The sequence below is a fragment of the Nocardia sp. NPDC059180 genome (genome assembly GCF_042754945.1).
Lineage (GTDB): Bacteria > Actinomycetota > Actinomycetes > Mycobacteriales > Mycobacteriaceae > Nocardia.
The window spans coordinates 748,598-762,437 of record NZ_JBHZBU010000002.1 but is presented as its reverse complement, the minus strand read 5'-3'; the positions used below and the strand labels follow the sequence as shown (position 1 = coordinate 762,437).

The 13,840-nt window shown below is 68.0% G+C and carries 11 protein-coding genes; 5 read left to right on the top strand and 6 right to left on the bottom strand.

Annotated elements, in window-relative coordinates:
- Positions 1-31: 31 nt before the first annotated feature.
- A complete protein-coding gene (locus ACFXNW_RS09535) occupies positions 32-1,036 on the top strand; it encodes a malate dehydrogenase (RefSeq protein ID WP_379417170.1) in 1,005 nt (334 codons plus the stop codon).
- 15 nt (positions 1,037-1,051) lie between these two features.
- Here the strand turns inward: ACFXNW_RS09535 and ACFXNW_RS09530 are convergent, their stop codons facing one another.
- The 4 genes from ACFXNW_RS09530 to ACFXNW_RS09515 all read right to left on the bottom strand — a co-directional run bounded on the left by ACFXNW_RS09530 (position 1,052) and on the right by ACFXNW_RS09515 (position 6,276).
- Positions 1,052-2,131, bottom strand: a complete 1,080-nt coding sequence (locus ACFXNW_RS09530; protein WP_379417169.1) for a 2-oxoacid:ferredoxin oxidoreductase subunit beta — start codon at positions 2,129-2,131, stop codon at positions 1,052-1,054.
- Positions 2,128-4,095: a 2-oxoacid:acceptor oxidoreductase subunit alpha gene (locus tag ACFXNW_RS09525; protein WP_379417168.1), complete on the bottom strand. Its 1,968-nt coding sequence runs from the start codon at positions 4,093-4,095 to the stop codon at positions 2,128-2,130. The genes ACFXNW_RS09530 and ACFXNW_RS09525 overlap by 4 nt, the downstream gene beginning before the upstream one ends.
- A gap of 128 nt (positions 4,096-4,223) precedes the next feature.
- Entirely contained in the window at positions 4,224-5,240 is a 1,017-nt protein-coding gene (locus ACFXNW_RS09520) for an Rv2578c family radical SAM protein (RefSeq protein WP_379417167.1), read from the bottom strand.
- 31 nt (positions 5,241-5,271) lie between these two features.
- Complete coding sequence (locus ACFXNW_RS09515) at positions 5,272-6,276, bottom strand: NAD-dependent epimerase/dehydratase family protein (protein WP_379417166.1); 1,005 nt, start codon at positions 6,274-6,276, stop codon at positions 5,272-5,274.
- A 220-nt stretch (positions 6,277-6,496) separates the two neighbouring features.
- Here ACFXNW_RS09515 and ACFXNW_RS09510 point away from each other — a divergent pair, with 220 nt between their 5' ends.
- Together ACFXNW_RS09510 and ACFXNW_RS09505 are read left to right on the top strand one after the other, a co-directional pair.
- Positions 6,497-6,826: a type VII secretion target gene (locus ACFXNW_RS09510; RefSeq protein ID WP_379417165.1), complete on the top strand. Its 330-nt coding sequence runs from the start codon at positions 6,497-6,499 to the stop codon at positions 6,824-6,826.
- Positions 6,823-8,484 (top strand): hypothetical protein, encoded by a 1,662-nt coding sequence (locus ACFXNW_RS09505; protein WP_379417164.1) that lies wholly within the window; start codon positions 6,823-6,825, stop codon positions 8,482-8,484. Before ACFXNW_RS09510 ends, ACFXNW_RS09505 begins: the two co-directional genes overlap by 4 nt.
- A 97-nt stretch (positions 8,485-8,581) precedes the next feature.
- Here ACFXNW_RS09505 and ACFXNW_RS09500 read toward each other — a convergent pair whose 3' ends face one another.
- On the bottom strand, positions 8,582-9,502 hold the full coding sequence (locus tag ACFXNW_RS09500; RefSeq protein WP_379417163.1) for a neutral zinc metallopeptidase: 921 nt from the start codon (positions 9,500-9,502) through the stop codon (positions 8,582-8,584).
- A gap of 139 nt (positions 9,503-9,641) precedes the next feature.
- Here ACFXNW_RS09500 and aspS point away from each other — a divergent pair, with 139 nt between their 5' ends.
- Positions 9,642-11,465 carry an aspartate--tRNA ligase gene (gene aspS, locus ACFXNW_RS09495; protein WP_379417162.1) on the top strand — a complete coding sequence of 608 codons (1,824 nt, stop codon included), beginning with the start codon at positions 9,642-9,644 and terminating at the stop codon, positions 11,463-11,465.
- Positions 11,466-11,528: 63 nt separating this feature from the next.
- Here the strand turns inward: aspS and ACFXNW_RS09490 are convergent, their stop codons facing one another.
- Positions 11,529-12,464, bottom strand: a complete 936-nt coding sequence (locus ACFXNW_RS09490) for a hypothetical protein (protein ID WP_379417161.1) — start codon at positions 12,462-12,464, stop codon at positions 11,529-11,531.
- A 192-nt stretch (positions 12,465-12,656) separates the two neighbouring features.
- Here ACFXNW_RS09490 and ACFXNW_RS09485 point away from each other — a divergent pair, with 192 nt between their 5' ends.
- The gene (locus ACFXNW_RS09485; RefSeq protein ID WP_379417160.1) at positions 12,657-13,826 is read left to right on the top strand and encodes a phosphotransferase family protein; all 1,170 of its coding nucleotides are present in this window, start codon (positions 12,657-12,659) and stop codon (positions 13,824-13,826) included.
- Positions 13,827-13,840: the final 14 nt, after the last annotated feature.

Below are 13,840 nucleotides of genomic sequence, written 5' to 3'. Positions count from 1 at the left end.
GATCATCCGGCCGACCGCCCGAGGAGACGCTGTGAGCCCTACCGCCCGAACCGCGCCCGTGACCGTCGCCGTGACCGGCGGTGCGGGACAGATCGCCTACGGATTGCTGTTCCGGATCGCCTCCGGCGCCATGCTCGGACCGGACACGCCGATCCGGCTGCGGCTGCTGGAGATTCCGGCCGCGGTGAGCTCGCTCGAAGGTGTCGCGATGGAACTCGAGGACGGCGCCTTCCCGCTGCTCGAATCGGTGGACATCAGCGACGATCCCTGGGAGGGATTCGACCGCGCGAATATCGCACTGCTGGTCGGTGCGCGGCCGCGGACCGCGGGAATGGAGCGCGCGGACCTGTTGGCCGCCAATGGTCCGATCTTCACCGATCAGGGCGCCGCGATCAACGCCAGCGCCGCCGATGACGTCAAGGTGCTCGTGGTGGGCAACCCGGCCAACACCAACGCCTACATCGCCATGTCCAACGCGCCGGACGTACCCGCCGAGCGGTTCACCGCGATGACGCGCCTGGACCACAATCGGGCCATCGCCCAGCTGGCGAAGAAGACGGGCGCCGCCGCCACCGACATCGAGCGCGTCGCGATCTGGGGCAACCATTCGGCCACCCAGTACCCGGATCTCACCCACGCCACCGTCGCCGGGCGCCCAGCGCAGGAACTGGTGGATCAGGACTGGGTGCGGACCGACTTCCTGCCGACGGTCCAACAGCGCGGCACCGCCATCATCCAGGCCCGCGGCGCGTCCTCGGCCGCCAGCGCGGCCAGCGCCGCGATCGACCACATCCACGACTGGGCGCTGGGCACCTCGGGTGACTGGGTGTCGATGGCCGTGCCGTCCGACGGCTCCTACGGCGTCCCGGAGGGCCTGATCAGCTCCTTCCCGGTGACCTGCGCCCACGGCGGATACACGATCGTGCCCGGCCTCGACATCGACGAGTTCTCGCGCGCGCGGATCGACGCCACCGTCACGGAACTCGACGCCGAACGCACCGCGGTCATCGACCTCGGCTTCGCCAAACCGGCGTGAGCGGGACGGACCGGGTCAGCTGACCGTCCAGGTTTCCGTGCCGGTCAGCAATTCCTGTAGCCCGGTGCGGCGGTCCTGTTTCGCGGCGGTGGTCTGGGCGCGTACCGCGTCGTCGTAGGTCGGGCGCGCGACATCACGGAAGACGCCGGTCACGACGTGATCGAGATTCTGGTCCGACAACCGTGACAGGGCGTAGGCGTACTCGGGCGCATCGGACTGCGCGTCGTGCACGATGATCTCGCTGTCGGCCACCTCGGCGGTGCGGGCCACCGCGAGTGCGAAACCGTCACGCACCACGGCGAACTCGCCCTCGGCGCCGAAAACGATCGGCTGACCGTCGCGCAACGGGATCAGCCGGGATTCACTGTCGCCGCGGCGCAGCACATCGAAGGATCCGTCGTTGAAGATCGGGCAGTCCTGCAACACCTCGACGAACGAGGTGCCGCGATGCGCGGTCGCCGCCCGCAGCACCTCGGTGAGCCCGGCACGATCAGAATCCAGGGCCCGTGCGGCGAAGGTGGCCTCGGCGCCCAGCGCCACCGACAGGGTGTTGAACGGATGATCCACCGACCCCATGGGCGTCGATTTGGTGACCTTGCCCGGCTCCGAGGTCGGTGAGTACTGGCCCTTGGTCAGCCCGTAGATCCGATTGTTGAACAGCAGGATGGTCATATTGACGTTGCGGCGCAGCGCGTGAATGAGGTGATTGCCGCCGATGGACAACGCGTCACCGTCGCCGGTCACCACCCATACCGACAGATCGGGCCTCGTCACCGCCAGTCCGGTCGCGAGGGCGGGGGCGCGGCCGTGGATGGAGTGGATACCGTAGGCGTCGAGGTAGTACGGGAAGCGGCTCGAGCAGCCGATCCCGGAGACGAACATCAGGTTCTCCTTGCGCAACCCGAGCTCGGCGAGGAAGCCGCGCACAGTCGCCAGGATGACGTAGTCGCCGCATCCGGGGCACCACCGCACCTCTTGATCCGAGGCGAAATCCTTCGCGCGCTGCGGGGTATCAGAGCGCGGGACCGCCGCGGTGCCCGAAGCGTCGGGCATACCGAGAAAGGCTGCGAGATCAGAGGTTTCGATGATGGTCATGACCGGCCCCCTGGCGTGCGATAGGTGGCCCGCGCCCTCGCGGCGAAGGCCTTGTCCTGTTCCATCTCGTCGATGGATCCATCGAGTGCGGCATCGATGACCCCGACGAGTTCCTGGGCGGAGAACGCGGTGCCTGCGATCTTGGTCCACGGGCGGACGTCGACGAGGTAGCGGGCCCGCAGCAGCGCGGTGAGCTGGCCGCCGTTCATTTCCGGCGCGACCACGGTCCGATATCCGCCCAGCACCTCGCCGAGGCCCGGCGGCAGCGGGTTGAGATGGCGCAGATGCAGGTGGGCGACCGGGACGCCACGGCGGCGTGCGCGCCGGCAGGCTTCACCGATCGGACCGTAGGAGCTGCCCCAACCCACCAGCAGTAGCTCCGCGCGGCCGTCTGGGTCGTCGACCTCGACCGCGGGGACGGCGATCGAATCGATCTTGGCTTGGCGCAGCCGCACCATGAGTTCGTGATTGGCCGGATCGTAGGAGATCTCACCGCTGCCGTCGGACTTCTCCAACCCGCCGATGCGATGGGCCAGCCCCGTGGTGCCGGGGACAGCGAGCGGGCGGGCCAGGGTCTCCGGGTCGCGGGCGTAAGGCTGGAAGGAGCCGTCGTCCGAGGGCTCGGTTTCGAAGGCGGGATCGATCGGTGCCAGCTCCTCGACGCGCGGAATCGCCCACGGCTCGGACCCGTTGGCGATCGCGCCGTCGGACAACAGCAGTACCGGCGTGCGATAGGTGAGGGCGATGCGTGCCGCTTCGATCGCGGTGTCGAAACAGTCCGCCGGTGAGCGTGGGGCCAGGACCGCGACCGGCGATTCGCCGTTGCGGCCGTAGAGGGCCTGGAAGAGATCGGCCTGCTCGGTCTTGGTCGGCAGGCCGGTGGACGGACCGCCGCGCTGCACATCGATCACCACCAGCGGTAGCTCGGTCATCACCGCCAACCCGATGGTCTCGCTCTTGAGCGACAGACCGGGCCCGGAGGTGCTGGTGACGCCGAGCGCCCCGCCGAGTGCGGCACCGAGCGCGGCGCCGATACCGGCGATCTCGTCCTCGGCTTGGAACGTAGTGACGTCGAAGTCCTTGTGCTTGCTCAGTTCGTGCAGGATGTCGGAGGCCGGAGTGATCGGATATGAGCCGAGGAAGACCGGTAGACCCGCCAGCCGCCCGGCGGTGATCAGGCCGTAGGCGAGGGCGGTGTTACCGGTGATCTGCCGGTAGGTGCCTGGTGGCAGGGCCGCACGCGCCACCGTATAGGTGGTCGCGAAGGTCTCGGTGGTCTCGCCGTAGTTCCATCCGGCGTGAAAGGCCAGGATATTGGCCTCGGCGACGGCGGGGGAGTCGGCGAATTTGTCCCGCATGAATCGTTCGGTGCTGCCGAGTTCGCGCCCGTACATCCACGACAGCAGGCCGAGTGCGAACATGTTCTTGGCGCGCTGGGCGGCCTTCTTACCGACCTCGGCGGATTCGGTGGCGGCCAGCGTCAGCGAACTCATCGGCACCGGATGCACCACGAAATCGGCCAGGGTGTCATCGGTGCGTGGATCGATGGCGTAGCCGACACGGGTCAGGTTGCGGGTGGTGAATTCGTCGGTGTCGATGATGACGGTGCCGCCGCGGGGCAGGTCGGCGAGGTTGGCCTTGAGTGCGGCCGGGTTCATGGCGACCAGGACGTCGGGCTGATCGCCCGCGGTGAGGATGTCGTGGTCGGCGATCTGGATCTGGAACGACGAAACCCCGGGCAGGGTGCCCTGCGGCGCGCGGATCTCGGCGGGGAAGCTGGGCTGGGTGGCGAGGTCGTTACCGAAGGCGGCCGCCTCATGGGTGAAGCGGTCGCCGGTGAGTTGCATACCGTCGCCGGAATCGCCGGCGAATCGGATCACCACCTGATCCACCGGGGTCGCGTCTGCACGGGTGCGCGCGCCGGGATCGCCCGCCCGGCCTGCGTCGTTGTGGTGCGAAACCATGTGCCTGCTTCACTTCCTGTCGAAGAGAGCTGCCCCTGGCCAACCTACTCCGCTCGGCGGGTGACCTGCCCGGAAAGCACGCTGATCGCTGGCGCGTCGCACGGCCGTACTCGGTGCCCGCGTACCCATCAGGCGAACAGGGCCAATTGTGGATCGACCGCTGCCGGAGCCCGCACGGCCGCCTCGGTCTGTTCGGAGGTGTCGCGCCGCAGCCGGTGCCGCTCCAGGAGTGGGTCGATCCGCCCGCGCAACCAGCTGGAGTATTCGGGGGTGACGTAAGCGCCGCGCCCGTAGAGCTGGCGGTAACGACGCAGTAGTGCGGGATGGGTCTCGCCCAGCCAGCCGAGGAACCAGCCGCGGGTACTGCCGCGCAGGTGCATGGGGAACGCGATCACGCTGCGCGCACCTGCCTCGGCGATAGCGGCGAACAGCTCGTCGAGATGGCTGCTGCCGTCGGTGAGATACGGAATCACCGGCGCCACCATCACATCGACCTCGAAACCGGCGTCGGCGAGGGCCCGCACCAACTCCAGCCGGGCCTTCGGCGCCGGGGTGCCCGGCTCGACACTGTGATGCAGGTCGGGATCGAGCATCGCCAGCGAGACTCCGATATGCACCGGCACCTGACGGGCGGCCGAGGTGAGTAGCGGCAGATCGCGGCGCAGCAGCGTGCCCTTGGTGAGGATGGAGAACGGGGTTCCGGAGTCGGTGAGTGCGCCAATGATGCCGGGCATCAGCCGATATCGGCCCTCGGCGCGTTGATAGGGATCGGTATTCGTGCCGAGGGCAACGGTTTCGCGATGCCAGCTGCGGCGCGCTAATTCGCGCCGCAGTACCGCGGCGATATTGGTCTTCACCACGATTTGGTTGTCGAAATCGGTTCCGGCATCCAGATCCAGATACTCATGGGTGCCGCGGGCGAAGCAATACCGGCAGGCGTGCGAGCACCCGCGCATCGGGTTGATCGTCCACCGGAACGGCAGGCCCGCGCCCTCGGGCATCTTGTTCAGCGCGCTCTTGCAGAGCACTTCGTGAAAGGTGATGCCGTCGAATTCGGGGGTCTGTACAGTTCGGACGAAGCCTGCCCGGTTCAGACCGGGCAGCGCGCCGTCGTCGGCGTCCAGGGTCTGGCTTTGCCACCGCACCCAGCTAGTCGAACATGTGTTCTAGCAGGTGTCAAGCGATCTGACGCGATTGCGGCGGTGTCGCGCCGGTCGGGTCGGCGAAGAACGCGACCAGGTCGCGCACCGTGTCCTGCAGCGGGCGTGGCTGGTAGCCGAGTTCACGAGTCGCCTTGCCGTGGTCGACGATCGGCGCGGAAACCAGCGCGCCGATGGCCGCCTTCGACACGATATCGGTGCCGAGTCGCTTGCCGATCGGCTCGAGCACCGGCATGAGGCCCGAGATCACCTTGGGGGAGATGACGAACCGCGGGCCCTTCTTGCCGCTGAGTGTGGCCGCGGTGCGGCAGACATCGAGCATCGAGGTCATCTCGCCGCCCAGCAGGTAGTTCTCGCCGGTGCGGCCCTTCTCGCCGGCCAGAATGAGTCCCTCGGCCACGTCGCGGACGTCGACCAGATCGAATCCGCCGCCGATCATCGCGGGAACCCGGCCGAGGGAGGCATCGCGCAGGGTGCGGTTGATCCGCGAGAGCGGGGTGCTCAGATCGCGCGGGCCGTAGACGCCGGTGGGGTTGCACAGCACCGCGTCCAGGCCCTGCTCGATGACGGCGCGCAGCTCGATCTCGCCCTGCCACTTGGAACGGTCGTATACCGGCAGCTCCGGATCGGTAGAGCGCACCGAGGTCTCGTCGATATTGCCGCCACAGGTGTACTGGTCGAAGGCGTGGATGGAGCTGGCGTGCACCATCCGGCGCGCGCCGGTGGCCAGTGCTGCTTCGGCCACCACCCGCACGCCTTCGGTGTTCACCCGCCAGGCCAGATCGTTCTTCTCGGCGAGGGTGATGACCGCGACCAGGTGGTAGACGATCTCGGCGCCGTCGAGAGCCGACCGCATGGAGTCGGGGTCGAGGACGTCGGCGGACACCCAGGTGATGCCCGCGGGAGCCGGTTGCTGCGGTACGACCCGGTCGATCGCCGTGATCTCGTGTCCGCGATCGGCGAGCAGGGGAAGCAAGTTCGTGCCAAGGTACCCGGCTGCGCCGGTCACTGCGACCTTCATGGGACAGAGAATATAGAACTTGTTCTAAATTGCAACACGTTCCAGTTTCGCGCCGTGCGCGCGAGAGGGGTCGAGAGATGTCGGTGTCGTCGGCTATATTGGGCCGCAACCGAAGCGGCCGTGCTGTCGGGCGAACTTGCGCTGTAGGGGCAGGCGGGCGGACGTTCGAGCAACGCGATGTTGACGACACTGATGTTGATGAGGATTGGGGGGCAGCTCGATGAGTGATGTCTCGGTGGAAACCGAAGGGCTCCGAGCGTTCGGCGCCACGAATGCGGCGATCGCGGGCGATATCGCCGGGGCGGGAAATATGGACGTGGCCGCCAGCGTCTCCGCGATGACACCGGTGTTCGGGCTGATCGGCGCCGACTATCTACTGTCGTTCGCGGCCGCGCAGGTGCTGCAGGCGCGCGATATCAACGATCTGTCCGATAAGTACTCGAAACTGTCGCAGGCCGCGTTCAGCTCGGCCACCAACTACGACGTCACCGATCTCGGCAATGCCGGAGATCTCGGCAAGGTCGCCGGCGAGATCGGTGGTGCGCTGTGAAGCCGCTGGATGCCCCCGGTGCCTCCGGCGTGATCGCGCCCGAGGCGAATCAGTCCGTGGTCGAGCAGGCGCTCGACCAGGCCGCCGCGGCCGCCCAGCAGGCGTCCGCGGTGCCGGTCGAGCAGCAGGCGATCCTCGACCTTCCGATGCCGCAGCTTCCTGCCGATCTCCCGCCGATCGAGCCGCCGGAATTCGTACTGGCCAAGAAGATCACCGATGAGGGCCCGGGAATGGGTGCGGCACCGGGCGGCATGCCCGGCCTGTCCGGTCTCGGCGCGCCCGCGTCCGCGCCGCAGGACATCCTCGGCGGCCTGTCCCCGGAGGTCTCGACGCTTGTCGGTGAGGCCGCAGCGGTGGTCAACCACGCGGCCGCGCCGGTGCTCGAAGCCGCTCAGGGCGTGCTCGGCCAGGCCGGCGGTGCGCTCGGCGGTTCATCTGGCGCGGGCGCCGCGTCGGTTGCCGGTGCGGCGGCCACGCCGGCAGCGGCTGCGGCCGCGCTGCCCGCCGATCCGGTCGGCGCGTTGATGAGCGGTCTCGCGTTGCCCGCGATCCCCGGCATCGATGTGCTGTTCAAGCCGATTCTCGACCTGCTCGGTAGCTTCGGCACCGGTGTCATGGGCGCGTTCGATCCCACCGCGTTGCTGAGCCAGTCCTCCAAGGTCATCGAGATGGCGATGCAGGTGGGCAAGGGCAGCCTCGGCGCCGTCGAACAGGTCTGGGAGAGCCAGGCCGCCACCAGTGCGCAGGACGCGGGCACCAAGGCCAACAGCGAAGGTCTGGAGACGAGTCAGCGCGGTATCGACATTTCCGAACTCACCCAGCGTGCCGCGTCGGTAGTCCAGCAGGGCAATGCGCAGCTGACCACGATCGCCACCTCGTTCGCGAGCCAGGCCGTCGCGCTCGCGCCGGTCATCATGACCCCGCCCGCGCAGGCGTCCTTGGTGGCCACTGCCACCGAGCACCTCGGCCAGGCGGTCAGCGTCGTCAATGCCACCCGCGGTGACCTGATGGGCAAGACCGCCGAATTGAACGGCCTGGTAAGCCAGCTGGTCGGTCAGAACGGCCCGGCGCCTGCCGAGGTCGCGCAGGCGGTCATGCAGAACGTCGGCGAGCCGCTCATGTCGCAGGCGGAAGAGGCCGCGACCACGGCGGCCGGGTTCGATTCGGGCACAGGCACCGGCACGAGCGGCGCGTCGACCACTGCGGCGAGCTACGGCAGCGGTGGTGCCAGCGGTACCGGTGGGAGCGGCGGAGCGTTCGGCACCGGCTTCGGACGATCGGGTGGCAGCGGCGGCTCGATGGGCCGCGGTGGCGCCGGTGGCGTGACCGGCATCCCGTCGCTTCCCGGGACCTCCGGCGTGCCGGGTGGCGTCGCACTTCCCGGCGGCATGCGCGCTCCGGTGGCCGGTATGCCGCTGGGCTCGAGCCTCGGCACCACGCCGGCCTCCAGCTCCGGGTTCATGGGCGGTCCGGGCGCGGCAGGCGCTGGAGGTCAGCGCAACAACGAGGACGAGCACGGGCGCAACGTCGATCCGTATCGCAGCCGCACCGGCAACGACGACCTCACCGGCCCGCTGGGCGAATCCACCCCCGAGGTCATCGGTGCCACCAGCACCGACGAAGGCGACGGTTCCGACTACTACCAGGACCAGTTCTAAGGGCCTGCCTTCAGGTATCCGGCCATAACAGCGGCCTCGCACCGAATCCGGTGCGAGGCCGCTGTTGTCGTCGACGCGCTGGGTGATCGAGCTCCGCTCAGCTGGTGCTGGGATTGTTCAGATCGCGCGCGGAGTAGGTGTCGCATGCCTGGACCTGCCCGGTCTGATATCCGGCGAGGAACCACTTCTGGCGCTGTTCGGACGAGCCGTGCGTCCAGGCCTCCGGATTGACCCGGCCCTGCGCGGCCCGCTGGATCCGATCATCACCGACCGCCGACGCCGCCGACAGCGCATCGCGGATATCGGCATCTGTCAGTTTTTGCAGGAACGGCTGCCCGTTCCCGCCGGGTGCAGGCATCTTGTCGGCATAGTGCGCCCAGATCCCGGCATAGCAATCGGCCTGCAACTCGGTGCGCACCGCGCCGGATTCCGGGCCACGCGGATCGCGCTGCGAGCGCCCGATATCGCCGAGCAGAGTCTGGATGTGATGGCCGACCTCATGCGCGACCACGTATTCCTGCGCCAGCGGCCCGCCACTGGAGCCGAACCGATCCACCAACTCCTGGAAGAAGCTGACGTCGAAGTAGGCGGTCTGATCGGCCGGGCAGTAGAACGGGCCGACCGCGCTGGTGGCATTGCCGCAGCCGGTGGATATCGCGCCCGAGAACAACACCAGTTTGGGTTCCACGTAGTCAACGCCGGTCTGTTTCGGCAGCTCGACCGCCCACACCGCGTCCAGGCTCTGCGCGGTGAGTACCACCCGGCAGTCCACATACCGGTTGGCGTCCGCAGCGGTCCGGCAGTGTTCGGGGGTCCCGGCAGTCGGCTGTGACTGCACATCCTGCGCGCCGGTGAACTGGCCGAGCACCGACCCAGGGTCGCCGCCGAGCAGCAACGTCAACACCAACACGATGAGCCCGCCGGCGCCGCCGCCGAGCGCCAATTTGCCGCCCATCCCCGGCCCGCCGCCGGATGAGGCCCGATTGGGGTCGATCTGCAAGCCCTCGTTGAAGGTCATGAGAATCCCTATCTGTGACGTGTCCGGTACAGCTTCGCACGCGTGGAGGCGATATCGGTTTCCGCTCGGCGAATGTGTCTCACTACGATGGCTTGCACCGGGCGGGCGTTCCGGTGTCACATTCGTCGAAAGGAACATCGTGCTGCGCACCCACTTGGCTGGTTCGCTGCGAAGCGAGCACGCCGGTCAGACCGTCACCCTCAGCGGCTGGGTGGCCCGGCGGCGTGACCATGGTGGCGTGATCTTCATCGATCTGCGCGATGCGTCCGGAGTGGCGCAGGCGGTGTTCCGTGAGGGTGAGGCCGCCGAAGCGGCACATCGCCTGCGTGCGGAGTACTGCGTCAAGGTCACCGGCGTGGTCGAGCTGCGTCCTTCGGGCAACGAGAACCCCGACCTGCCCACCGGCGCCATCGAGGTCAACGTCAGCGAGCTGGTGGTGCTCAACGAGAGCGCCCCGCTGCCGTTCCAGCTCGACGAGCAGCCCGGCGAAGAGGCCCGGCTGACCCATCGATATCTGGACCTGCGTCGTGAGGGTCCGGCCCACGCCATCCGGCTGCGGTCCAAGGTCAATGCCGCCGCTCGCCAGGTGCTGGCCCACCACGAGTTCGTCGAGGTGGAAACGCCGACCCTGACGCGGTCCACTCCCGAAGGTGCCCGCGACTTCCTGGTGCCCGCGCGGCTGCAACCCGGCAACTTCTACGCCCTGCCGCAGAGCCCGCAGCTGTTCAAGCAGCTGCTCATGGTCGGTGGCATCGAACGCTACTACCAGATCGCGCGCTGCTACCGCGACGAAGACTTCCGCGCCGATCGGCAGCCCGAGTTCACCCAGCTCGACATCGAGATGAGCTTCATCCGCCAGGAGGACGTGATCCTGCTGGCCGAGGAGATCCTGGCGGCGCTGTGGAAGCTCATCGGCCACGAGATCCCCACCCCGATTCCGCATATGACCTACCACGAGGCGATGCGCCGCTTCGGTAGCGATAAGCCCGACCTGCGCTTCGGGGTGGAAATCACCGAGTGCACCGAGTTCTTCAAGGACACACCGTTCCGGGTGTTCCAGGCGCCCTACGTCGGCGCGGTCGTGATGCCCGGTGGTGCGAACCAGCCGCGTCGTCAGCTCGACGCCTGGCAGGAATGGGCCAAGCAGCGTGGCGCCAAGGGGCTGGCGTACGTGCTGATCGACGAGGACGGTGTGCTCGGCGGTCCGGTCGCCAAGAACCTGAGCGAGACCGAGCGAGCCACCCTCGCCGACCATGTCGGCGCCAAGCCGGGCGACTGCGTATTCTTCGCCGCGGGTGCGCCCAAGGCGCAGCGGGCGCTGCTCGGGGCCGCGCGTGGTGAGATCGCGCGCAAGGTCGGCCTGATCGATGAGAATGCCTGGGCGTTCGTATGGATCGTGGACGCGCCGATGTTCGAGCCCGCCGCCGAGGCGACCGCGAGCGGCGATGTGGCGCTGGGCCATTCGGCGTGGACGGCGGTGCATCACGCCTTCACCTCGCCGAAGCCGGAGTCGATGGACACCTTCGACACCGACCCGGGTTCCGCACTGGCCTACGCCTACGACATCGTCTGCAACGGAAATGAGATCGGCGGCGGCAGCATCCGTATCCATCGCCGTGACGTGCAGGAACGCGTGTTCGAGGTGATGGGTATCAGCCATGAGGAGGCGCAGGACAAGTTCGGATTCCTGTTGGACGCCTTCGCTTTCGGCGCGCCGCCGCATGGTGGTATCGCCTTCGGCTGGGACCGGATCACCGCGCTGCTGGCCGGTCTGGATTCCATTCGCGAGGTGATCGCCTTCCCGAAGACGGGCGGCGGTGTCGACCCGCTGACCGACGCGCCCGCGCCCATCACCGCGCAGCAGCGTAAGGAAGCCGGACTCGACGCCAAGCCGGAAATCAAGGGCGTGACCGAGGTTTCGGGTGACGGCGCGGCCGCCACGACCGAATCCGCCAAGGGATAGCAACTTACGAGACTACGACGGCCGGTCCCGACGTGGGCCGGCCGTCGTCGTCTGCGTGGCGTCTCAGATCGCCGACACCTGACCGCCGGTCATGGTGCGGTAGGCGTAGGTCACCGCGATGGTCGCCACCGGGCCGGCCACCAGCAGACCGAATCCACACGCCAGCAGGCCGAGCAGTGCGACAACCATGACCGTCAGCATGAGCAGCAGCACCGGCCAGATATTGGCGATCACCAACTTGACGCTCGAGGTGATGGCCTCGATCGGGCCCTGGTTCTGATCGACCACGAAATGCAGCGAGAACATGCATCCCATGCCGACGGCGACACCCGGCAGCAGGCACAGCGCCGAGGCGAGACATGTCGCGAGGAACGCAAGTACCGCGGTCAGCAGCACGTTACCGGCGTTGCCGAGGTGGAAATAGGAGCCGAAAGTCGCTGGATAACCGTTGGTTTCGTAGAGCGCGCCGCGAACCATCGCCGCCTGCAGCAGCCACAGCCCGACCATCACCGCGAGGAAGATGAACACCACCGTCAGCGCCGAGCGCGGCGCGAGCAGTTGCACCACCGCGACGAACAGGAGATAGATCACCAGACCGAGCGCGCTCACCGCCAGCCATGGACCAGGATTTCGGCGAAATTTCTCCCAGCCGTAACTGAGGGCATGGCCGACGTCGAGCGGACTCGGCACGCCGGTGCCGTCCTGGCTCTGATACCCGTAGGTCGCCGCCTGCGGGTCGGGGCCGGTGCCGGGCGGACCATAGGTCGGATGTGGTTGCGCCTGGCCCAGCGGTGGCGCCTGTTCGACCGCTTCGTTGCCGTACTGGGCGGCACCGGGGCCTTCGAACTGCGGGTATCCTGCGGCGCCCGGCATTTCGTGGCGGCCGTGGCCGGACGGATACGGCGCGGACGCTTCGCCGCCGGGGCCTTGCCCCGTGCCGCCGCCCGGCGCGGGCTTGTCGCCGGAGGGTTGCGGCGCGGCGGATGGTGTGTCGGTCACGGTGGTCGACCTTTCGGGTCAGCTGGTTTGCAGTGTGGCGCACGGTAGTTGACGACCAGGAAACAGCACGGCTGACATCGTCTCAAGTGATCGGCGCCCACTACCAGAGCCGCGCGGGGACACGCCGAGCGACGCGGAAAGGTTGCGCAACCGCTCGCTAGAAGTGACCCGATGCGAGTACTTTGATCTGTGATGACCGCACTATTGGCCGAACGCGCCACCGAAGTCGTGTCCGCAGCACAACAGTTGCTTTCCAAGCGCATGGGTGCTCCGGTGAAGCTGAGCGATCCCATCGAACTCAGCGGTAGTGGTAGGACGACGGTCCTACGCGTACGTGTTGCCGAGAACGCCTTCTCGCTACCACGGACCTTGATCCTCAAGCAGGTGCGCGGCACCGCGCCGGTGCCACGAAACGCGGGCATCACCCCCGGTGTCGCCAGCATCGACTCCGCGTTCCTGCGGGAGGCGGTGTCGTACCAGTTCACGACCGCGCTCAGTCGCGAGCAGCGGCCCGGCGCCTATCTCATCGCGCACAGCCTGCCCGACCGGCTGCTCGTGCTCAGCGACCTCGGCGAGAACACCCGGCTGACCAGCGTGCTGCAATCGGGTGCCGAACCGGCCACTCAGAACGCCATGATGGCGTTCGCGCAGGCACTGGGTCGCATGCACGCGGCGACGGTCGGCCGCGAGGCCGATTTCGTCGCCCTGCTGCGCCGGGTCGACGTGGCCCACCGCATCGACGGGATCGCCCAGCAGTCGGAAGCGGCGGTCGCCGAGGTACCCGGCCTGCTGCGCCATGAACTCGGGGTCGAGGTGCCCGATGAGCTGGCCACCAAGATCGTGCACGGTGCCCGCCTGTTCTCCGGCGGACGGTTCCGCGCCTTCAGCCCGTCGGACCTGTGCCCGGACAACGTCATCCTCAACGACGAGGGCGCCCGCATCCTCGACTACGAGTGGGGCGGCTTCCGTGACGCGACCCTCGACATCGCCTACGCGCTGGTGTCGTTCCCCGGTTGCCTGTGCGATGTGGAGCTGTCCCGCGAGCGGGCCGCCCAGATGGTCGAGGCCTGGCGCGCCGAGGTCGTCGGTGTCTGGCCTGCCCTCGCCGACGACGTGCTGCTGGCCGAGAAGATCCTGGAAGCGCGCCTGATCTGGGTCTGGCTGTCGACGTACTGGTTCCTGCCCGCCGATCACACCCGCATCGCCGCTGCCCGCGAACACGGGCTGTCGGTGCCCAGGTCGGAGGCGCTGATCAATCGCTGGGCCGCCCTGGCCGAGGACGCACGCGTCACCGGCGACGACGTCATCGGCGATTTCGCCGAGGGCATGACGGCCGTGCTCGAGGAGCGCTGGGCCGAGTAACGGTCGGTACGCAG